Raw genomic sequence first — 20821 nt, 5'->3', positions numbered from 1 at the left:
TTATCCGGGAATATTGCTTGCGGTTGAGATTGATTTCCCGAATACTTTTCGTTTATGCGATGACCGTCAGCAAATAGTCGCCGTCAGTCAATGTTGCTTCTTTCGTAGTGATGACATCCAAATAGTCATTGCTGTTTGTTACGATGATCGGTGTGATGATTTCATAGCCTGCTTTTTGGATAAAGTCGATATCGAATTCCAACAGCAATTGGCCAGCTACGACTTTATCGTCTTGTTGTACATGGCTCGTGAAGCCTTTGCCATCCAATTGGACCGTATCCATTCCGACGTGGATAAGGATTTCCGTTCCGTTTTCGGTCGTCAAACCGATTGCATGTTGTGTTGGGAACAAAAGTGTTACAGTTGCGTTTGCTGGAGCGTAAACTTCGCCGACAGTCGGGCGGATCGCGATCCCTTTACCAAGTGCGCCAGTTGCAAAAGCTTCATCCGGCACATCTGACAATAGAACCATTTCGCCGATCATTGGGCTAGCGACCAAATCTTTTTCAGCAGCTGCGCTCAAGTCTTTTTTCATTGCTTCAACGACTACAGAGTTTGTGTTCAGTGTTGTTGCTGTATTTGTTGCAGTTGCTGCAGTTGCTGCAGTTGCTGCAGTTTCAGTTTCTCCGTAAAGAACCGGGATTTTTGAGAAGAATACAAGGATGAAGCCGGCAACAAAACCTACTGCACATACGATGATGGAAGCCCAGAAGTTGAAGGTCATTGTTCCGTTTGCTTCCAAGTAGCTAGGGAATGAGAAGACACCCATACCGCCCATACGGTAGCTTGTCAATTTGAAGATACCAGCCACGATACCGGAGATGGCACCAGCAATACAGCTCAATTGGAACGGACGTTTCATCGGTAAAGTGATCCCGTAGATAGCAGGCTCAGTTACCCCGAACAAACCGGAAATGAAAGCCGGAATACTCAATTGTTTTACTTTTGCTTCTTTCGTTTTCAACATAATAGCCAATATTGCACCTGTCTGAGCGAAAGAAACACCTAATACAGTGGACAACAATTGATCATAACCTTGAGTCGCCAAGTTGTTGATTGCGATCGGAACCAAGCCCCAATGCAAACCGAACATGACGAATACTTGCCAACCGCCACCCAATACAGCGCCTGCAACGATTGGGCTCGAGTTATAAATCCAGGAAACACCAGCGCCGAGCAACGTAGCTGCCCATGTGGCGATCGGTCCGACAAACAAGACGGTCAAGGGAACGACGATCAACAAGGTCAAGAAAGGGACCAAGAATAATTTCACGACATCCGGAACGATCTTCTTCAAGACATTTTCGACTTTGGAACCCAGGAAGACGGCCAACAGAATCGGTACAACCGATGAGGCATAACTCATCATGATGACCGGCAAGCCCAAGAAAGTCATGTAGATCGGCGATTCAAAAATGGAACCAGCGAATAAAGTGTACAATGGATCGATTCCTGCAGGATTGACCAAGCCTGGATAGACCATTGCGGTTGCGACTGCCATAGCCGTAAAGCTGTTCATTTTGAAATGTTTGCTGGCGGTGAAGGCAAGGAAGATCGGCAGGAAGTTGAAGAATCCGTCACCGGCTGCTTGAATCAGGACATAGGCCCCATCAGTAGTCGACATGCCCGCAGCCACCATAATTGCAGCCACACCTTTCAGCATCCCTGTAGCTGCCAAAGGTCCCAGGATCGGTTGGAAAATTTTCGAAATCATATCGATGAACTGATTGAACAGGCTGCCCTTTGGACCTTCGTCCTCCGCTTCAACTTCGCCGCCGCCGTTCAATCCGCCGACTGCGTTGACTGCTGCGTAGACATCCGGTACGTGGTTGCCGATGACGACTTGATACTGGCCGCCGCTTTGGATGACTGTAACGATGCCTTCGAGTTTTTTCAGGTATTCCGTGTCCGCTTTGCTTTCGTCAACCAATTTGAAACGCAGACGCGTGATGCAGTGAGCCAAACTGCGGACGTTTTCTTTGCCGCCCACATGAGCCAAAATGTCTTTTGCTAATTCTTCATACTTCATGTTATATCCCTCTTTTTCTATTATTTTTTATAAAAAAAACCTAAATAGAGAGCATAGGAATTTCTTCCGTTGCTGTCTACTTAGGTTTTGCCTGCTTTACCAGTAACAATCCTCTTGAGAGCACTTTAGGTATTCACTTTTGCTGCACGACCCGATGGATATGGATCGTGAGGTAAACAAGTTCGTCGGTCCCGACTTGGAAATGGTGGGCAGCTCCGACATAGGTCGATATTTTGTTGGCACAGGTATAGGCAGCCGGATAGTTTGCCTTCACTTGCTCCACCAAGAAGGTGTCCGGAGCCGTCTGGAAAACTTCTCCCATGACAACCCGCTGCGCAAAGTACTGCAGATGAGTGTAGAAACGATTATAGGAAATCGATTCTTCATCGAAGGCGACTCCGAAATGCAAACGGACGATGTTCAGGATGTCCTGAACGATCCGGGTCACTTTCATCGTCTCTTCGATCAGTTGCCCTTCCTTCTGCGCATTCACGAAATGAAGAGCGATGGATGTCGCTTCGTCAGGTGCCATCATGACACCGGTATGCTCCGCGATGAGTTCTAGCCCGATTTTGCCGAGCTCATATTCCCTTCTATAGAACTTCTTCACTTCGAAGGCCAAAGGGTTGGTCAAAACGATCCCTTCCTTTGTCCGCTGGATGGCGTAATGGATATGGTCGGCAAGCGTCAGGTAGACGTTTGCTTGGAAGATATGATTCAGCCTTGTCTCGGCTTCTTGGATGATCTTAAAAATGGCATCTGATTCTTCTTGCGGTAAATCTTGATAAATGGCCTTTAATTGATCTGCTGAATCATTTTCCTGGATGACGAAGGTTTTCTCGATCAAAGACTTGTCGAAAACGTCCCCTGATCTTTTCTGGAAACCGATCCCTTTTCCCATCACAATGACTTCGGATGAGTCGCCGGCTTTCGCCAGGACCACGTTGTTATTGTAGACTTTTTCAATCTTCATCGATTATCCCCATTCCCCCTTCCATTAAAAAAAACCTAAACTAACACCAAATGATGTGCACATCATCTCGTATCAATTTAGGTTTTGCCTGCACAACCAGTAACAATCCTATGAACAACATGTTAGCACTTCCAAGAAAAACATGCAAGCCCTTTCTATAAAAAAACTTGTTTTCATTTGTTGCATTGGTGGAACAGCATTTTTTTGAAAACGAATGTTATTCGTTTTATGACTAGTGTGTTGCGGAGCAGCATTCTGCGATAAAAAAGATGGATTATTTGCGTTTATTCATGTTTTTGATCACGTTTCGCGCCGAAAAGATGAATTCTGTTTAGTTATTCATCTTTTTGGCCGTACGCCGCATCAAAAAGATGGATTCTTTGTTTTTATTCATCTATTTGGCCTACATTCTGACTTCTGATGAAAGATGCTGCCCCGCTATGGAGGCAGCATCTGGATTAGGCGCTCTCTTTTGTTGTCATCATTTTACGGAAAATATAGCGGTTGTTCAATTGGTTCGCGAAATGCTGCGTGACCGTACCGGTGAACAGCATGGCGAACACGGTCCCGAGCCCGACTCCAGCGATTCCTTCCAAGAACAACAATGAAAAGACTACGCTCAACCCTACGCAAGTGGCGTCGAATCCAGTCTTCATCTGCTTGACTGTTAGTCCGAAATGCTCGGACATCTCGCGCACAAATAAGTCGAACGGAAGGGCTGGCAAACGGCAATTCAGCATTAGGCTAATCCCAAGCGACAACATAAAAAATCCAGTGAAAAAGAACACGATTCGCAGCGGGATATTTGCGACGATGCCCGAAAAAAGCAATTCGAAGAAATCCAACAAGTAGCCGAACAGCAACGCCAGTGCAATCGAAAAGACATATCCCAAAAACTTCCGCGTGATGAGAGCCATCACCAGCACAAGAACTACCTGAAAGTAAAAGTTCCAGCTGCCGATCGTCACGTGCGCAAACATTTCGTTCAACACCACAGGCACGGACGAGATCGTCGACACCCCTAATTCGCTTTTGATCATCAATGAAACGGCAATGGCGTTGCACATTACGCCCATCGCCAAGGCAAGTTCACTTGCCAACACTTTTTTTTCCATATCTGCCTCCTTGTTCTGTCTTTCGCATTCTTTCATTTTTTTTACTTTTTGATGACCAGCCCCAGCATCACCACGAAGGCCAATGCCTGTTCTTCGCTGACGATCGCACCTTTCAAATCCTCAAGCGTGACGCTGATGCGTTCAAATCGGCAACTGCTGATATCGATTGCCTTCAAAGGCGTTCCCGTGAAATTGATTCCGGAAAGCTCGCACTCCGAAAAATCGACTTTCTTTAGTTTGCAGGTATAAAAATCGGCTTCATTCAGGCGACAGTTTTCGTAACGGACATTCTTCTGCTTGCTGAATCCCAAGGCCGCCATCTGCAGATTGCATTCCCGGAAGAGCACATCCTCAAAAACCCCTTCGGTCATCGAGGTGCCGATAAGGCGGCAATTCACGAAGCGGACACGTTTCATCGTCACTTCATCCAGCTGCACATTGGCGAAATCGCAGCTTTCGAAGATGACATCCCGCAAGTACAATTGCGGGACTGTCGCTTCGCTGAAAGTAACGTTCTGAAATCTGACTTCGGTGAACTCCACTCCTCGTCTGTCGCCAAGGTCGATGGCAGTATCTTTGAAAAGGGCATGCTCTATGTATGGTTCATCCGGATCGAAACAGTCGGCGAAATTTACTTCAAGTAAATCTTTTGGCAGAATGGGTTCCATGATCTTGGCGGGCACTTGCTTCATTCCTTCCTGATGACTCTCTTTCTTTTAGTATACCTGAATAATCGGCGCTTAGATATGATTGCTTTCGTGATCTGCTCTTTCGTCTTGAGTGATATAATGGAGGAAAGGAAACAGGATTAGGGGGAATCAGGATGGATTACGCATATGCTAAAGTGTTTCGGGGGGCGGCTTTCACGAGCAGGTCGCCCCAGGAAGTGAGCGCATTGGATGATTGTTTGTTTTGTCTGGATGAGGAAGGCGTGATCCGGCGCATCCTGAAGCCGCAAGAACCTGATTACGGAACGGTCATGGCTGCCTACAGCGGAACAGAAAAATTCCACGAGCTTGCTGAGGGGAAATATTTTCTGCCAGGGTTCATCGATCTGCACATCCATGCTCCGCAATGGGCGCAGGCCGGGACAGCCATGGATATCCCTTTGCATGATTGGCTGGACACCTATACCTTCCCGCTGGAATCGAAATTCTCCGATCTGGATTTCGCCCGCAAAGTCTACCAAGATCTTGTCGCTACATTGTTGGCGAATGGAACGACGACTGCACTCTATTTTGCGACCGTCCACAAAGAATCCAGTTATCTGTTGGCCCAGATTTGCGCCGACAAGGGTCAACGCGGGTTGGTCGGGAAAGTGGTCATGGACGATAAGGAAGAGAATCCAGCGTATTACCGGGATGAAAGCACGGAAGCCGCTTTGGCGGACACGGAAAGTTTCATCCAGCTAGTCCAGGAATTGAACAAGACGACCAAACAAGGCGTCTACCCGGTCGTGACTCCCCGCTTTATCCCGAGCTGCACGGACGAAGCATTGGCGGGTCTCGGCGAGTTGGCGAAAAAATATGGCACGCACATCCAATCGCATTGCAGCGAAAGCGATTGGGAGCACAATTATGTCCACGAACGGATGCACAAGAGCGACACGTTTGCGCTCCATGAGATGGGCCTTCTTCAGGATAAAGCGGTCATGGCACACGCCGTCTTCCTTTCGGATGAGGATGCCGATTTGTTTGCCGAAACCGGCACCGCGATTGCGCATTGTCCGATTTCGAATGTCTGCTTCTCAAATGGTGTCCTTCCCGCGGCCCGTTTCACTCGGAAAGAGATAGACATCGGTTTGGGCACGGACGTCTCCGGCGGCTTCTCCCCTAGTCTTTTCGACAACATCCGCCAGGCAGTCATCTTCTCGAGAATGCTGGAGGAAGGCGTAGATCCGTCGCTAGCGGCTCCGGAACGCGGCCTGCCACAATCGCGCATTTCCGCCAACGAAGCGTTCTACTATGCGACTGCCGGCGGAGGGCAGAGTTTGAGCCTGCCGATCGGGCGCTTGGAAGAAAACTACATCTGGGATGTCCAAGTGATCGACGTCAACGCGCCGAACGCCAAATTGCCTTTGTTCGATGAAGGGATTTCCATGGAAGATCTGTTGCACAAAATCCTCTTCTTGAGCCGTCCGGAAAACATCCGCGAGGTGTGGGTCCAGGGCGAATGCGTCCACAAACGGACATAACCGTGCATTCAATATCTTGGTCATGGACGTTGGTTGTCCGATTCTTCCGGGTTATCGGACAACCGCATCATAAGCTGGGCTCTGGTTGTCCGATTCTTTCCGGTTATCGGACAATTTTGTCCATGAATGCTCGTATTCACAGATTAAACTCTGTGCTTTTTTCCTAACGATATATTAGAAAGCAATATAGAAGATAACATGGGGCGAATAAAATGCCTATATGATCTATTCATGTTAGAATGAAAATAAGAAACTATTGGAGGATGTTATTGTGAACCAAAAACTCGTTGAAATTTGCCTGCGTGTCAGAGATATTGATGCTACTTTAAACTTCTATACTGATCTATTTGATTTTGAAGTTGCCAGCCACAGAAAATTCCCTGAAGATAAGTTTGATTTAGTTTATCTGAATTCTCCCGGTTCTTCTGTACAAATTGAACTCACTTACAATTACGATGCCGAGCCATATAATGTAGGAAATGGCTTCAGTCATTTAGGTGTAACTGTCAGTGACTTAGAAAAAATGCATGAAGTTTGTAAAGCTTCTGCTTACGAAACAGGTGAGTTAAAAGGACTTTCAGGCGGCACACCCACCTATTTCTTTGTGACGGACCCTGATGGCTATCGAATTGAAGTAAAGCGCGCAAAATAATTTTTCGAATGTTTTAAATGAAAGCATATCGTCTTTTCAATATGCTTTTATTTATCCAAAAAGAAACACGCAAGCAGCCAAGCGGATGCTTACGTGTTTCTTTTCATTCAAGCTGCTCAAGCAGCGTAGGTTTAGACTTTTTCTTTCAAAATGATATTCAACACCAACGCAACGATTGTACCTGCAGAAATACCGGAAGAGAACAATCCACTCAAGATGCCCGGCAATTGCGCCACAGTATCCGGAACAAAGGAAACACCCAGACCGACACCCAATGCAGAAGCGACGATGATCATGTTGCGGTTGTTGAATTCAACGCGTGACAGTGATTGCACACCGGCAGCAGCAACCGTACCGAACATCAAGATGCCGGCACCACCCAATACAGGTTGCGGCATGATTGAAATCAGCGTAGCAAATTTAGGGAAAAGACTCATCACGATCATGATGATACCGCCCATGATGGCTACTTTACGGGAAGCATTACGGGTCAAAGGAATCAATCCAGCATTTTGGCTGAAAGTTGCAGCTGGACCGGACCCGATGAAAGGCGCGATGAACGATCCGAAACCATCCGCACGGACACCGGCAGCGATTCTTTCATCAGTAAGTTTTGTTTCCGTAACGGCACCCAACGTCTGCATAACACCGACTGTTTCAATGACCGTTACCAGATAACCGGATACGAAAGGAATCGCGTATTCAAGCTTGAAATCTGGAACTCCGAATTTGAAGAATTGTGGTAAGGCGAACCATTCAGCGGCAACGACTTGGCCGAAGTCGACCATACCCAACGGAATGCAGACGACATAGCCGATTGCGGCACCGATCAATACAGCGGCTGGCGCGATTTTACTTGGTCCGTAATGGTTGATCAAAGCGATAATCAGGAACACAAGCACTGCGATACCGATATTCCTAGGATTACCGAAATCTTCAGATCCAAAACCGCCACCTGCCCAGCCCATCGCAACGGACATCAGCGTCATCCCCATCAAGGAGATAACTGATCCGGTAACGACTGGGGGGAAAAATTTTAATAACGGTTTTACGAAATAACTCAAAATAATTTCCAACAAAGCACCCAGCATCGTTCCGCCAAGATAGGCAGTGATGCCGCCCGCTCCGATGACAGCAGCAGCTGGCGCCACAAAAGCAAAGTCAGTTCCCATAATAGTTGGCAAACCTGCTCCGACGCGGAACCATTTCGGACCGAAACCTTTTGATTGAATGATTGAAACGATGCCCGAAGCTAAAAGCGCCGCGCTGACCATATAAGCAGTATCCTCAACCCCGAAACCTGCGATTCCGGCAATGATAAGCGGTACTGCCACTAAACCACCGAAAGCGGTGATGACGTTCTGAAATCCTAAAACGATTGTCGTGCCTAAATCCGGTTTGTCTTCCACACCGTAAGTCAGGCCTGTATGTACTTTCTCTTCCATGCTTCTCCTCCTGATGACGAACATTAATGATTGCAAAACAAAATATAATTCGTTTATTAACGATAAATAAAATTATATCGATATCACATACAATTGTAAAGTGTAAATGCCGAATTATAAGGGCTTTCATTATGAGAATCTTCACATATTCGGGCTTTATCGGCGTTAAAAGCGAACATTCTGGATATTTTCTAGGTATTTGTATTGAAAATGACGAATTATGGTTTATAGATCATTGTCAGATATGGGTGCGATGTAGTCTGATTTTTTGTTATACTGTATTAAACGAAACATATGAATGGAGCATAAGCAATGAAATCAGAAAAATCATTCGGAGCTATTGTTCTTTCCAGAAATAACGGCAACCGAAACGTTCTCCTGATCAAGCATGAAACCGGCGGCCCCGCTGTTCATCTAAGCGCAACGCATATCGGTTGCGCCTCAAATCAGATCAGGTAGTTATTGCTGAAAATAAGGAGTGAGATTTTGACGAAATTAATAATAGATTCAACATGTGACCTAAACGAAGCGATGCGCAAGCATCCCAAACTGGAGTACCTGCCGTTAAACATCATCATCGATGGCGAAAGCTACAAGGACGGCATCGAAATCGATTTGGAACGCGTCTACGAAGTGATGCGCAAAGGAGAGATGCCGCAGACTTCACAGATTGACATCGCCAGCCTGTTGGAAATATTGGACCGCAATCGCAAAGCCAACGAAGATCTGATTTATTTGTCTTTCTCAAGCGCAATGTCTGGAACACATGCGGTAGCCCACCAAGTATTTGAGATGTATCGGGAAGAATTCCCGGAAATGAAGCTAACCTTGATCGACTCGCAAGGCGGTTGCGGAGGTGCTAGCTTGGCTGCCATCCAAGCCCTGAACTTGTTGGATAAAGGCTATCCCCATGCTGAAGTTGCACAAACCATCCAAGAAATCGTTGCGTATACTTCCTATTCCTTCACAATCGCCAATCTGGACTGGCTCCAGAAAGGTGGCCGCATCAATAAAGTAACAAGCGTCATTGGTGACAATCTGAACATCAAGCCTTTGTTGACCGTTAAGGCCGGAAAAATCGTGATGGACCAACTCCTGCGCGGACATAACCGTGTCTACAAACGTATCATCAAAAAAACGGTCGACCATATCGGTCCCTATCAAGATCAGCTCGTTGTCATCAGCCATGTGGGCGATCCAGAAATCGCACAAACACTCAAAGCAATGCTGAGCGAGGCCTTGCCGGAAGCTTTCTTTGTCTTATTAAGGGTAAGCGCGGTTCTGGGCGTTCATCTCGGTATCGGTGGTGTCGGTGTCTTCGCCTTATCTCAATTGCCGGAAAGATATGATAGACGCCCTGCGTTTTTAGAAAAGTAAAATGAAACAGATGAATGGAGCATAAACTATGAAATCAGAAAAATCATGCGGAGCCATCGTGCTCTCGCCAGATAACACGAACCGAAAAGTATTGTTGATCAAACATGAAAACGGTGGCCATTGGGCATTCCCGAAAGGCCATGTAGAGGACGGCGAAACAGAAGTCGAAACGGCATTGAGAGAAATCAAGGAAGAAACCGGCTTGAGCACCGATCTAAGCACCACCTTCCGGAAATCAGTCAGCTACTCCCCGGCTCCCGATGTAATAAAAGAAGTCGTCTACTTCATCGCCTTCGCGCATACCGAAACGATCGAAAAACAGGATGCCGAGGTCACTGACTTCGCCTGGATGCCGTTCAATGAAGCTTTGCAGGCCATCACCTACGACAACGACAAAAGCATCCTGCACTCCGCCATCGATTTCATCGAAGGCATGAAAAACTGATAAAAGCAAAGAAGGGCCGCCTCATTTTTTTTTGAGGCGGCCCTTCTTTGCTTAAAATTGAAAAAATAACATCTTCTTCTCCGGTGAACGACGGCCTCGCCGGAGTTATTGATGTTTTCGGTATCCTCCTCCGGTGGCGTAGCGCCCACCGGAGGACGGGATCGGTTCAGATCCCCTTCTCCGTCCAACACCAATCTAGCCGGAGTTCAAGCCACCGATTTGCCAAATCGCAACTGCTCTTCCAACGATTCAGCTCAATTGCGCGTCAAAATAATTTCTACGGCAAACTTGTCGTAGCGATGGACAGAGGTGGAGAACTCAAACGCATTGCCGGTATCGAGATAGCCGACCTGCTCGGCTACCGCCACTGGATCACCCTTTTCCAGTCCAAGCTCATCCGCTTCAAAGTCAGTAGCTTTGCGAACGGAAACCGTCCTATGCGCGCTTTGTATTTTCAAATGAAGATCCTTCTCGATGAAATCATAAATGGATCCGTTGATATTTTTTTCTTTAATGTTAGGAATCAAATCAATCGGCATGTAGATTTTTTCCATAACACTCGGTTCATCTTCCACATAACGTACCCGATAGATGTCATACACAAAGCTGCCAAGGGGAATATTCAACTTTTTTGCGGCTTCTTCTGGCACCTTAATGATTGAAAAATTCAGTATTTTGCTGTGGACCTTCTTCCCAGCATTGAGCGCAGTCGTTCCGCGGAATTGATTCGCCATCGTCACACGCTCGATTTCTTCCAAGTTCAGGTCCTTCACAAAAGTACCGGAGCCTCTCCTCTTGATAACCAGGCCTTCTGCAACCAGAATGTCCAATGCTTTTTTGACCGTCATTTTGCTTGCATTGTAATGGATGCACATATCTTTTTCGAAAGGAATCTGTTGATTGGCAACGTACTCCCCTTTTACGATTTTATTACGAATATCATTGGATATGACGACATATTTTTGCATATTTTAGCACTGCACCTCTCGTTAATGTCTAGCTTTCCAAGATCAAATTAAGTAGATCACCTCTAAAAAGTCTATATTTTTAGCATACACAAAATATGACGTGAAGACAATCATTTCTTCTTAATACTGTCGGAAATCAACAGGCGTTTTCCACCTTTTTACGTTGGGTGGACGGATCTCAATTCGGCCATTTTCAAGTCCGTCTCCCTAGACACGAAAAAGAGCACAACACCAAAAATGATGGTATGCCCTCTTTCGTCGTCTTTCACATTCAAATCGAAAAGAAGTTATTCAGTATCCATTTGATTTTCAAATTTGTGGGAACCAATTGCATGAATTTTTGATGGGCCGTCAACTCTTCGATGGCCTTCTCGTTTTTCTCCAGATAAGCCACGACATTATCCAGGGAAACATCCGCTCCAGCGAGTCGTTCCACCATTCTTTTTATGTCGGGACCCGTAATCAAGGAGTGCTTGTCGTGCAGTTGGTATTTTTCTCCCTCAGCGGCGATGCTCTTGATGAGCAGCAACAACGCGATATTGAACTTAGTCCCCCTGAAAGTCACGACACCTATATTCGTCTGGTTGTCCTCATACCAATAGTTCCCGTCATCGTAGTATAGTGCACTCTTCAGAAAATCAAAATCGCGCGTGATTTTATCATTGTTCAGGTTCAGATACTCTCCTGTTCGCAAGAGCTTTTCCATATTTTCCCGTACTTCATTGGAGACGAAGCCTTCGTCGCTGATGAATTTCGGGGGCCTTCCTTCTTTTGTCATTTCCACCAGGATGCGCTTTGCCTTGACATCGATATCTTTGACGATCCACACCCTGCCCGCCAATAGGATTTTGCTTTCGATTTGGATATCGGGTGTGAACGGCAGACTGCCGATGCGCTCGTGCTGGTAATGGACAGAAAAATCACTGGTCGTGAAAAACAGTGCGTAGAAATCTCTGGAACGCAGCAGACGTTCCCCCTCCAAGCCGACAATCGCCTCTTCATCCATTATTTCTATGAAATCTTTTTCCACCATGTAATCAATCAACAGCGTCAAATCTGCATCCGAAATCGCTCTCCAGACCGGAAAGGTTTTATTCAGCTGTAGCAATTGCGTCATCGGTATACTGACCTTTTGGAAAAGGATCGCCATCACTTGATGCGCCAAAGCATTGTAGGGAGTCTCGATCATTTCCGTCGCATCCATTTCACCCCGCTCCAGCAAATCCAGTGCGGCATAGGTCTGCAGCATTTCCCAGGAATCGTCCTCCACAATGTGCAGGATGCTTTGATGGGTTCTCCGTCCGCTGCGCCCCAATCTTTGGCTGAGCGAAGAAGTGGACGGAGGGGAACCATACTGCACCACGCTGTCCACCGATCCGATGTCTATTCCCAATTCCAAGGTGGAGGTACAGGTGATTGTGAACAGCTGATCCTCGTTGTTTTTGGCAAAAAATTCCACTTCTTCACGCAACAGTTTGTCCACCGAAGAATGATGGGCAAAATAGCTGATAGGTGCGTTCTCTTTTTTTGCCATCTTATCCAATTTATGGGTGATCTCTTCCACCCTGTTGCGGGAATTCGGAAAAATCAGCATCGTTTCCGTTTTGGAATACTGGTAGATCGCATCCAAGGATTCCCGCGCGACGAATGGGCCTGCCTCGCCACTCGTGTAGTCTATCGTGATGAGCAGATCATTCTTATCACGGTCCACGAGAATATCCGTGTCCCGGGGGCTACCGAAGAAGGCTTTCGCATAACCGAAATCCTTCATGTTTAAGGTTGCACTCATCGCGATGAAACGTGGCGATTGCATGAATTGGCTGATCCGTTGCAGCAACGATTGCAAGTGAATACCCCGTTCCGTCCCCAGAAAACTGTGCAGTTCATCGATGATGATCCATTCCACCCCTTTAAAGAGGTGTTGCGCTTCGCCAGGACGATTCACCAACATGCCCTCAATCGATTCCGGTGTGATCAACAGAATTCCTTTCGGTTGGTTCACAACTTTCTTTTTCTGGGCCTGGGAAACTTCACCATGCCAAGGCGTGATCGGTATATCCAAATACGCACTGAGTTCCCTTATGCGCTGAAATTGATCATTGATCAGGGCTTTCAAGGGCGAAATGTACAGCACCTTCAGCCCCGTTTCCCAATCCTCCACACTGTTCAGCGCCGGGATGAAGGCTGCTTCCGTTTTCCCTGAGGCAGTCGGAGCGGACAGAATGAGATTATGATCGGTGTTGGCGACCTGTTTGATGGCAGCACTTTGAATGTTCGTCAGGCTTGGCCACCCTTTATCATAGATGTACTGCTGGATGTCTCTGCTGAGACTATCAAATGCCTGCATCAGTAAACCTCTATTTCATCGTGGTCATCTGCATCCTTCGCCACAACGGAAGTCCTCCTGCCGAACCGATCGGCGAGGATATGGCTGAAAGAATGATCCGGGTTCTGGCGCTGTAAGGACAGTATTTCGATATAATCCTTGATGACGGACCGCGGCGTCAAAAATGCCGCAGCTCCCGGACGGTTCAACTGGTCTTCCATGTATTGCTGTATTTCGATGTCCTTCACCATCAGCGTCGTTTGATAGGCCGTGTTGTATATTTCCAACAGCTTGGTCAAAAGGATAAAAATCTCTTCCGGGGTCAGCGGCTTCAGATCGATGACAGTACTGTTCACATTGACATAGTCTTTATTTTTCATCAATTCGTTCCCGAAGCGTGTTTTCAAAGCGCCGTAGCTGGCCAATCCTCTTCGTTCGTCATAAACCGTGTGCTTCGTTGCGCCAAAATTGATGAACAGGCCTTTAGCTTCATTGGTTTTCGTTTCGTTATACAGATTGAGGATCATTTCATAATTTTTTTCACGGGTCAAGGAACGCGGTAATTTATACAGATTGACTGACTCATCAAAGTTTATGACAAATCCCTTGTAGCCGATCTTCAAGAATAATTCCGCCAGATTTTTCAATGCGATGAGATAGTTTGCATCGTTGATGACGTTCTTGATGCCCAATTCTTTGGAGGCTTCCGTTTTTGTCGTGATATCCCCGCGGATCCAACGAATCGCTTCAATCTGAAGGGACATATTGTCGCCGGCAATCCCTTCGAAATATTTCATCAGCGCTTGCCCGAATTCATAGGAAAGCCCCGATGAATAGAAGGAATTCGTGGTCTTCAGGATGGCGTTCTCCACCAATTTCCAATGGGCCTTTTCCATCAAAACGGGAACGGTGAGGCTGTTTTCCGCGGAAATCTGCTCGAGCAGAACCTGAATCCATTGCTGGACGATCGTCTCGATGGCATTCCCATCGCGGTTATTTTTGATGACGATTTTATTGACGACTTCATTGTACAATGCCAAGGCTTTCCCGGATGAATCATAAAAACGACGCGTCGGGGTCAAATCGATCGTGGAGACAACGAAATTCTTTTGCAGCGCCAACGCTTCGATTGTCCGCAACACAAAACTTTTGCCCGAGCCGAAATCGCCTACCCAAAAACGTAAATCGCTGTTGCCTTCTTCCAATTTTTGCAAGGTGTCAATGATTTCCTTGACTTCATTGCTTCTGCCCACCAACACATGCTGTACCCCTTTTACCGGAACAACACCTGCCTCAAGTGAGGCAATAATCGTTTGGGCATCCTTTTTTCTCAGCTTGATTTCAGCCATAGATCCATTCCCTCATTTCTTCCATAAAATCCTCTTCAATGATGACTTGCTGGTGACTGATCACCAGTACTTGATCATCAAATATTTCATACAGCACTTCATTCAATTCTGTTAGGTACGCCTGATGGAGTTTCCCTTTATTTTTTGCGTGTACTTTAAAATCATCCAAAGATATCCCGTTGCCTACCACCAACTGTTTCAGGAACCGCATATGCTCAGATTCTTGCTCACTATGCGGATTTTCTGGCTCTTCTACAGCAGCTGTTGAAATAGCTACCGATGTAGAGACCGCACTTTCTGCTTCATTCTGCTCTTCAGCCAGCGACATCTCAATCTCGGCAAAAATATTCAGGTTCACAGCCACGTCCAGCCCTTCATTGGTTTTCTCCTCACTCAGGTAAGAGTCAACCATATCAATAATGGTATCCAGGGCAGAATGTGATGCGGTGATTAAGGCTGTGTCCAGCTTAATTTCCCTGCGTACAGGTTGCGTACATTCCTGCAAAAGCTCCGACAAACTCCCGATAGGAAGATTCGCATCAAGCAGCAATTGCTGATAATCGGCCTGTCTGGTTGAATGAACGAAGCCATCCCGTTCTTTTTGCAGCGCTTTTGATACCGGCAAAGCTGCCCTTTCCATCAAAAGTATGAAAATGATGCGCTTATCCGCATCCTTGCTTTGTTTGATCACCTTAGTGGCTATCTTTTTCAGATCCGGATCTTTTGCAACATACTCAAGCAGCACACTGATCTGCTCTAACGATTGGCTGACGAGAAGATTGGCAGCCTCATGCCAGACGGTCTTGTTCACGTCCCGCAAGGCTGTTATGGTCTGATAATCCAGCTCTAGCTCAACTTCGTGGCTCAGATATGCTTGAATCTTCCGGAAAGTTTCATCCGGCAAATATTTTTGCAGATTTTGCATGCTTTCCTCAGCTGGCAGCACACGGAGACCCTCGACCTCCTGGCGGATCATGTTTTCAGCCAGGAGATAAAGATCTGCCGGCAAGCGGACCGTTTCTGCCCAGATACGCTCATCATCCAGTGGCAAGTGGAAATATTTCCTGAAATAATTATTGGGCTTGATCTTCCATTTGATGGATCCATCCTCCAGATCTTGCAACACAATCTGCATTAGGTCCACGTATTTCCCCAAACAATGGGCCATGACAGCCGGGACTTCCGTAAACCTCGTCGCCCTTTTCCTTAGTTGATCAAAATACGCCATTTCGATCCCATCAAAAAATTGTTTGTCGCGCAGCATTCCTGATGGATCCCACCAAACGATTTTGGTGCCGAATGGCGTCAAGCCGAATTGTTTTCTGGTCTCCTCGTCCGGGAATGGTAAATTTTCCCGGTACGCATCAACCTGATGCGTAATAATTTTTTGGATGTCCCTGGACAACATGGCCTTCAAGTCATAGGAAAAAAAATCAGCCACATGAATGGTATCCTGTCTGTAAAACGAAAAGACCACCTCTTTGGATATCCGATAGACTTCGTCAAAGACGGATACATGATAATAGTATCGCTCATATTTCACATGTTTGATGTTTTTATGCTTCTTCTTCAGTTCCACATCGATGGTGGCGCATAATCTTTCAAACAATGCACCAATCACTTCCTCGGTCTGTCTTGTGAAATTGTCATTCAATCTTACGGGCGACGAAACGTAGCTGATCCAAGCTCTTTCCGCGGCCTTCTGCTCAGCTCTCTCTTTAGCTTTTTTCTGATGCCTCTGCTCCACGATGAGATCTCTTGGTTTGATGAAAGACTCTTCATTATTCACCAATTCAATGATTGATATCTTTTCTTCTTCGGTTAGTTTTTTATTCTTGAATATTTTATTTATGAATTCGAACATGTTGGACGTCCCCCCTTCCAAACCCCTGTAAAGATACGACCTAAGTATACGTCTATTGGGGCGCATATTCAAGAACGCGTGTTCTATGGAGTTTGGATTAAAGCCCTGTTCAATTGCCTTAGAGTTAGATTGGCGAAACATGGTCCGAAATAAGTTACAAATGGAATAAATTTAAAAGGTTTTAAAATATATTCCCGTATATTTTAGAGGATTGATGGATGGGAAAAATCTTCATAATACATTTGGTTCGATGAAGCACCACGTTGAAACATACGCATAATGCGTATATAATGAAAATATGGACAGGAGTTGCAGTAATGTCTCAGACAGCCAGACAAGTTTTGAAGTTATTAAAGGAGCATGGATTCTTAGAGGTTCGCATCATCGGTTTGAAGATGGCAACGGACATAAAGTAACGGTTCCCTACAGTAGTCTAAAAGATGAAATAACACCTGGCACTTACAACAACATCCTAAAGCAAGCCGGGCTCAAATAAACGCCTTACCATATTTTAAATAGGAGGAAATTATTATGGCGCACACGCACTATGTTGCTTATCCAGCAGTTCTCGACGATAGCGAAAATGATTCAGGAACATACACAGTAACCTTTCCGGATGTCCCGGGCGCAATTTCCGAAGGAGTCGGAATTCCAGATGCACTGGCCAACGGCGCTGAAGCATTGGAATTGATGCTTTATGATGAAAAAAACCTACCAACAGCATCTCACTTACCAGATGTCCAAGCCGATAATCCCAAAGCGATTGTGAGCTATATTATGGTTGATCTTATTGCAGCCGCTAAAAAAGTAAAAATGCCTGTTGTCAGAAAAAATACAACGATTCCTGTCGATTTGGCTGAAAAAGCTGAAGAAGCCGGCATCAATTTTTCCGCGACATTAACAGAAGCTTTGAAAGAAAAATTAAGAGTCTAGCTTGCTGGACTCTATTTTCATGGCCCTTTCTATTGTTTTATAAACTATTTATTTAATTCCCTATCTACTACCATTTGCATCTCTTGATTCTGCTCATATCATTTCCCCGTCCCATCTAAAAGTGCTACACTTTAGATGATACAAAAGCACTTATCAATCTTAATTATGTAAGGTTCACCTGGGCCATTCATAACAGCAACCGAATCAGATTCATCATCCAGAATGGAGAGAAATTTATGGACACGCTCAGAAATTATGTAGATTCTGTCTTTGCAAATCTGCCAAAGACGCCAGAAGTATTGGACCAAAAGAATGCCATGTTAAATAGCATGCAAAACAAGTACCAACAACTGAAATCAGAAGGCAAAAGCGAGCACGAGGCGATCAGCGCTGCCATAGCGGCTCATGGTAATGTTGATGACTACACAGTTTCGGACATACCCACTGCACCTGCAGAAAATTTCCAAAATGAAGTCTACCTTACTCCCGAACAAGTGGACGAATACATCGATCATCGCCATCATTTCGCCTGGGCGATGGCTACAGGTGTTTTCCTCTGCATCATGGGCCCGGCAAGCCTGTTTCTCGGCCAGTACCTTGCTGGATACCGAGATGGCCAGGGAGGCCGTACGAGTGAATTGCTGGACATCCTGACACTAGTGCCATTGTTTATTTTTATCGCAGCCGGCGTCGCGCTGTTTATCCTTTACGGCATGAAGGAACAGCAATTTGAGCTCGAGGAGAAACGGGTCCAGCTCGACTCCACGACCTACTCTCGCCTGAAAGCTGAGCACAAAGCCTTCCGGCCGCGGTTGGCCGTCGCTGTCGCAATCGGGGTTGCGCTCTGCATCCTGGCGCCCGTCTCCATGCTCCTTTCCGTAGTTTTGCTCGGGGAGGATAATGGCCTGTCGCTCGTATTTCTATTAAGCTTCATCGCAATCGGCGTTTTCCTGTTTATCTTCTATGGCATTCAGGACGAGACCTATGAAAAACTGCTGGCGATCGGCGAATTTGCGAAGGATAAGGCCGAGAAAAACAAGGTGGTCGGAATCGTCGCGGGTGTCGTCTTCCCGCTGGCAGCCGCAATCTATTTGATTGCCGGCTTCGTTTATTACGCTTGGGGGAGCGCCTGGATCATCTTTCCGATTGTGGGCATCCTCTTCGGCATCTTCGCAACGGTGTACAACGGCTACGCGGATTTGAAGAAGAAAAAGTAATTCTGTGGGACAAAAAAGAGAAGGAAACCCGGACCTACCGGCAATTCCCTTCTCTTTTTTTATTATCCAGCTAATGGTGGATTAGACTTACTTTATTTTTCTCTAATTAAGTTTCACGCTCGATCTGTTAACCACCTAATGTAATATCTTGATCTTGGTACCATTGCAATGCTGCATGTACTTGATCGATATTGTAATCTGGCCACATTTCTTCGGCTACATAAAAATCAGAATAAATCGATTGAATCGGTAAAAAGCCGCTTAACCTTCTTCTGCCGCCCCAGCGAATAATTAAATCCATTCGTGAGATATCTGAAGAAGCAATTTTTTTGGTACTGTCATCTTTAGGGTTAAAATCTGCTTGTTTTATCCCATAGTTCAAATCCCAATTCCAACCGTAATTTACTAAAAAGTTAATCTTAATTAAACCCTTACCAAATGCAGTTCTTTTAGTGTAAGGCAGTAATTCTTTTGGAAACAGCGGGGAATCAGTATTTCCAATAACAAGTAAATCTGCATCTCTATCTTTCAATTTATTAACTGCATCTACGCAGGCTTTTTGAAATGCTTGTGTTTGTTCCGCTGGACGTTTGGTATTATCTACTGTGAAACCATAAAAGGTCAATTCCTCAATGCCTAACTCTAAACAAAGATGGTACAGTTCCAATCCAGGTTCTATACCAAATTTGTAACCTTCTTGTTTCTCAAGACCATGTTCTTGAGCCCATCGTCTATTGCCATCTGGAATAATCCCAATATGCTTAGGCAAACGTTTATATGCTGCCATTTGATTCCCCCCTTTAAGTTATCTCCTTATTATTGTACCTGAATTCTTGCTGAATAAGTAATCATATACCGGAATAATTCATATAATTTCAAATATCTATTACTAACCCTACTTCTACGGCACCCAGGACGAAACGTAAGAGAAACTGCTGTCGATCGGTGAGTTTGCGAAGGATAAAGCCTCCAAAAATAAACCAAAAAGAGAAGGGACACTTGCCTCCGCGGCTGACTGTTCCTTCTCTTCTTTTTGCTATCCAGCTAAATCCCGGTGTTCTCATCCATGATCTCAATGTTCGTGCGGATCAGCTCTTCGATTTCCCCGCTGTCTTCCATCTCATCCAAAATGTCGTTCACCGCATCCAGAAAATCTTCGCTGTCTTTCGCGACGGCGATGGCTGATTCGTTCGGCGTGCTGGCGACGTCGAAGTCGGCGATTTCAAGGCCTTCGTTCTCTTCCACGTATCGCCTCGCAACAGTCTCCACCATCAATACGGCATCCGCTTTGCCGGTCACCAAGTACAGGATGGCCGTGTTCCATTTCGGGACGGACTGAATTTCAGCATCCGGGAAATTCTCCAGCAAGTACTCCTCTTGGATCGTCGCCGTTTGCGTCGCCAGGCTGGACTTCTTCAGGTCGTTTTCCGATTGGATATTCTTCGCATCCTCCGACTTGATCACCAGGGCATCCTTTTGAGTATAGTAGATATCCGTGAAATCGACGCTTTGTTTTCTTTCTTCCGTAGGGTTCATGCCGGCGATGATCATATTAACCTTGCCTGTGGACAATGCCGGAATCAGGCCGTCGAAATCCATATCCATGACTTCCAGCTCAACCCCCAGTTCATCCGCGATGGCTTGGGCAATATCGATGTCGAAACCGATGATTTTGTCTTCTCCGTCCTGCACAAGATGCCACTCATACGGAGGATAATCCGCACAAGTTCCGACGACCAATTTGCCGTTGTCTTTGATTTCCTGCAAGGCGCTGCTTCCATCCGTCGCAGCGCTGTTCGCAGTTCCGCTCGTGTTTCCGCATGCTGCCAAACCCAAGAGGCTCATCGTTCCCAAAATCATTTTCATAAACCCTTTTTTCAATCGTGATTCCTCCGCATTCTTTACTTGTCTCAAAAAAAGGATGCCCTTTTCAG

18 protein-coding genes are annotated in these 20821 nt (G+C 46.0%); 7 read left to right on the top strand and 11 right to left on the bottom strand.

Features of this window, described 5'->3' with window-relative positions:
• Window positions 1-52: 52 nt before the first annotated feature.
• The 4 genes from AC0J5I_RS08505 to AC0J5I_RS08490 form a co-directional block, all read right to left on the bottom strand.
• Window positions 53-2029, bottom strand: coding sequence for a beta-glucoside-specific PTS transporter subunit IIABC (locus AC0J5I_RS08505; protein ID WP_475299419.1), 1977 nt, complete (start codon window positions 2027-2029; stop codon window positions 53-55).
• Between the two features lie 133 nt (window positions 2030-2162).
• Window positions 2163-3002 (bottom strand): BglG family transcription antiterminator LicT, encoded by an 840-nt coding sequence (gene licT / locus AC0J5I_RS08500; protein WP_475299418.1) that lies wholly within the window; start codon window positions 3000-3002, stop codon window positions 2163-2165.
• A 458-nt stretch (window positions 3003-3460) separates the two neighbouring features.
• Window positions 3461-4117: a YczE/YyaS/YitT family protein gene (locus AC0J5I_RS08495; protein WP_475299417.1), complete on the bottom strand. Its 657-nt coding sequence runs from the start codon at window positions 4115-4117 to the stop codon at window positions 3461-3463.
• A gap of 41 nt (window positions 4118-4158) precedes the next feature.
• Window positions 4159-4809, bottom strand: a complete 651-nt coding sequence (locus AC0J5I_RS08490) for a pentapeptide repeat-containing protein (protein WP_475299416.1) — start codon at window positions 4807-4809, stop codon at window positions 4159-4161.
• 131 nt (window positions 4810-4940) lie between these two features.
• On the opposite strand from AC0J5I_RS08490, the gene guaD reads away from it, so the two are divergent.
• Window positions 4941-6311 carry a guanine deaminase gene (guaD, locus tag AC0J5I_RS08485; RefSeq protein ID WP_475299415.1) on the top strand — a complete coding sequence of 457 codons (1371 nt, stop codon included), beginning with the start codon at window positions 4941-4943 and terminating at the stop codon, window positions 6309-6311.
• A 271-nt stretch (window positions 6312-6582) separates the two neighbouring features.
• On the top strand, window positions 6583-6963 hold the full coding sequence (gloA, locus tag AC0J5I_RS08480; RefSeq protein ID WP_106448868.1) for a lactoylglutathione lyase: 381 nt from the start codon (window positions 6583-6585) through the stop codon (window positions 6961-6963).
• 131 nt (window positions 6964-7094) lie between these two features.
• Here gloA and AC0J5I_RS08475 read toward each other — a convergent pair whose 3' ends face one another.
• Complete coding sequence (locus AC0J5I_RS08475) at window positions 7095-8408, bottom strand: uracil-xanthine permease family protein (protein ID WP_107994988.1); 1314 nt, start codon at window positions 8406-8408, stop codon at window positions 7095-7097.
• A gap of 486 nt (window positions 8409-8894) precedes the next feature.
• Here AC0J5I_RS08475 and AC0J5I_RS08470 point away from each other — a divergent pair, with 486 nt between their 5' ends.
• Together AC0J5I_RS08470 and AC0J5I_RS08465 are read left to right on the top strand one after the other, a co-directional pair.
• Window positions 8895-9785: a DegV family protein gene (locus AC0J5I_RS08470; RefSeq protein ID WP_475299414.1), complete on the top strand. Its 891-nt coding sequence runs from the start codon at window positions 8895-8897 to the stop codon at window positions 9783-9785.
• A gap of 28 nt (window positions 9786-9813) precedes the next feature.
• Window positions 9814-10230 (top strand): bis(5'-nucleosyl)-tetraphosphatase, encoded by a 417-nt coding sequence (locus AC0J5I_RS08465; protein ID WP_475299413.1) that lies wholly within the window; start codon window positions 9814-9816, stop codon window positions 10228-10230.
• Between the two features lie 254 nt (window positions 10231-10484).
• Here AC0J5I_RS08465 and AC0J5I_RS08460 read toward each other — a convergent pair whose 3' ends face one another.
• From AC0J5I_RS08460 to AC0J5I_RS08445, 4 genes are all read right to left on the bottom strand, one after another.
• On the bottom strand, window positions 10485-11198 hold the full coding sequence (locus AC0J5I_RS08460) for a GntR family transcriptional regulator (RefSeq protein ID WP_475299412.1): 714 nt from the start codon (window positions 11196-11198) through the stop codon (window positions 10485-10487).
• A 271-nt stretch (window positions 11199-11469) separates the two neighbouring features.
• On the bottom strand, window positions 11470-13545 hold the full coding sequence (locus AC0J5I_RS08455) for a DEAD/DEAH box helicase (RefSeq protein WP_475299411.1): 2076 nt from the start codon (window positions 13543-13545) through the stop codon (window positions 11470-11472).
• Window positions 13545-14873: a BREX system ATP-binding domain-containing protein gene (locus AC0J5I_RS08450; RefSeq protein ID WP_475299410.1), complete on the bottom strand. Its 1329-nt coding sequence runs from the start codon at window positions 14871-14873 to the stop codon at window positions 13545-13547. The genes AC0J5I_RS08455 and AC0J5I_RS08450 overlap by 1 nt, the downstream gene beginning before the upstream one ends.
• Complete coding sequence (locus AC0J5I_RS08445) at window positions 14866-16737, bottom strand: tellurite resistance TerB C-terminal domain-containing protein (protein ID WP_475299409.1); 1872 nt, start codon at window positions 16735-16737, stop codon at window positions 14866-14868. The genes AC0J5I_RS08450 and AC0J5I_RS08445 overlap by 8 nt, the downstream gene beginning before the upstream one ends.
• A 298-nt stretch (window positions 16738-17035) precedes the next feature.
• On the opposite strand from AC0J5I_RS08445, the gene AC0J5I_RS08440 reads away from it, so the two are divergent.
• The 3 genes from AC0J5I_RS08440 (at window position 17036) to AC0J5I_RS08430 (ending at window position 18887) form a co-directional block, all read left to right on the top strand.
• On the top strand, window positions 17036-17233 hold the full coding sequence (locus AC0J5I_RS08440) for a type II toxin-antitoxin system HicA family toxin (RefSeq protein WP_475299408.1): 198 nt from the start codon (window positions 17036-17038) through the stop codon (window positions 17231-17233).
• Between the two features lie 35 nt (window positions 17234-17268).
• Window positions 17269-17670: a type II toxin-antitoxin system HicB family antitoxin gene (locus AC0J5I_RS08435; protein WP_475299407.1), complete on the top strand. Its 402-nt coding sequence runs from the start codon at window positions 17269-17271 to the stop codon at window positions 17668-17670.
• A 236-nt stretch (window positions 17671-17906) separates the two neighbouring features.
• Window positions 17907-18887 (top strand): permease prefix domain 1-containing protein, encoded by a 981-nt coding sequence (locus AC0J5I_RS08430; protein WP_475299406.1) that lies wholly within the window; start codon window positions 17907-17909, stop codon window positions 18885-18887.
• A gap of 127 nt (window positions 18888-19014) precedes the next feature.
• On the opposite strand, the gene AC0J5I_RS08425 is transcribed toward AC0J5I_RS08430, so the two are convergent.
• The gene (locus AC0J5I_RS08425) at window positions 19015-19674 is read right to left on the bottom strand and encodes an undecaprenyl diphosphate synthase family protein (protein ID WP_107994972.1); all 660 of its coding nucleotides are present in this window, start codon (window positions 19672-19674) and stop codon (window positions 19015-19017) included.
• A gap of 257 nt (window positions 19675-19931) precedes the next feature.
• The gene (locus AC0J5I_RS08420; RefSeq protein ID WP_475299405.1) at window positions 19932-20768 is read right to left on the bottom strand and encodes a transporter substrate-binding domain-containing protein; all 837 of its coding nucleotides are present in this window, start codon (window positions 20766-20768) and stop codon (window positions 19932-19934) included.
• Window positions 20769-20821 lie beyond the last annotated feature (53 nt).

The sequence above is a fragment of the Trichococcus sp. TS_SC_9 genome (assembly GCF_056156325.1).
This window is presented reverse-complemented; position numbering and strand designations above follow the sequence as displayed.

Bases quoted from the DNA above. Each gene is read 5' to 3' on its own strand.
- AC0J5I_RS08505 (WP_475299419.1), bottom strand. From the start codon at position 2,029: ATGAAGTATGAAGAATTAGCAAAAGACATTTTGGCTCATGTGGGCGGC.
- licT (WP_475299418.1), bottom strand. From the start codon at position 3,002: ATGAAGATTGAAAAAGTCTACAATAACAACGTGGTCCTGGCGAAAGCC.
- AC0J5I_RS08495 (WP_475299417.1), bottom strand. From the start codon at position 4,117: ATGGAAAAAAAAGTGTTGGCAAGTGAACTTGCCTTGGCGATGGGCGTA.
- AC0J5I_RS08490 (WP_475299416.1), bottom strand. From the start codon at position 4,809: ATGAAGCAAGTGCCCGCCAAGATCATGGAACCCATTCTGCCAAAAGAT.
- guaD (WP_475299415.1), top strand. From the start codon at position 4,941: ATGGATTACGCATATGCTAAAGTGTTTCGGGGGGCGGCTTTCACGAGC.
- AC0J5I_RS08475 (WP_107994988.1), bottom strand. From the start codon at position 8,408: ATGGAAGAGAAAGTACATACAGGCCTGACTTACGGTGTGGAAGACAAA.
- AC0J5I_RS08465 (WP_475299413.1), top strand. From the start codon at position 9,814: ATGAAATCAGAAAAATCATGCGGAGCCATCGTGCTCTCGCCAGATAAC.
- AC0J5I_RS08460 (WP_475299412.1), bottom strand. From the start codon at position 11,198: ATGCAAAAATATGTCGTCATATCCAATGATATTCGTAATAAAATCGTA.
- AC0J5I_RS08455 (WP_475299411.1), bottom strand. From the start codon at position 13,545: ATGCAGGCATTTGATAGTCTCAGCAGAGACATCCAGCAGTACATCTAT.
- AC0J5I_RS08450 (WP_475299410.1), bottom strand. From the start codon at position 14,873: ATGGCTGAAATCAAGCTGAGAAAAAAGGATGCCCAAACGATTATTGCC.
- AC0J5I_RS08445 (WP_475299409.1), bottom strand. From the start codon at position 16,737: ATGTTCGAATTCATAAATAAAATATTCAAGAATAAAAAACTAACCGAA.
- AC0J5I_RS08440 (WP_475299408.1), top strand. From the start codon at position 17,036: ATGGACAGGAGTTGCAGTAATGTCTCAGACAGCCAGACAAGTTTTGAA.
- AC0J5I_RS08435 (WP_475299407.1), top strand. From the start codon at position 17,269: ATGGCGCACACGCACTATGTTGCTTATCCAGCAGTTCTCGACGATAGC.
- AC0J5I_RS08430 (WP_475299406.1), top strand. From the start codon at position 17,907: ATGGACACGCTCAGAAATTATGTAGATTCTGTCTTTGCAAATCTGCCA.
- AC0J5I_RS08425 (WP_107994972.1), bottom strand. From the start codon at position 19,674: ATGGCAGCATATAAACGTTTGCCTAAGCATATTGGGATTATTCCAGAT.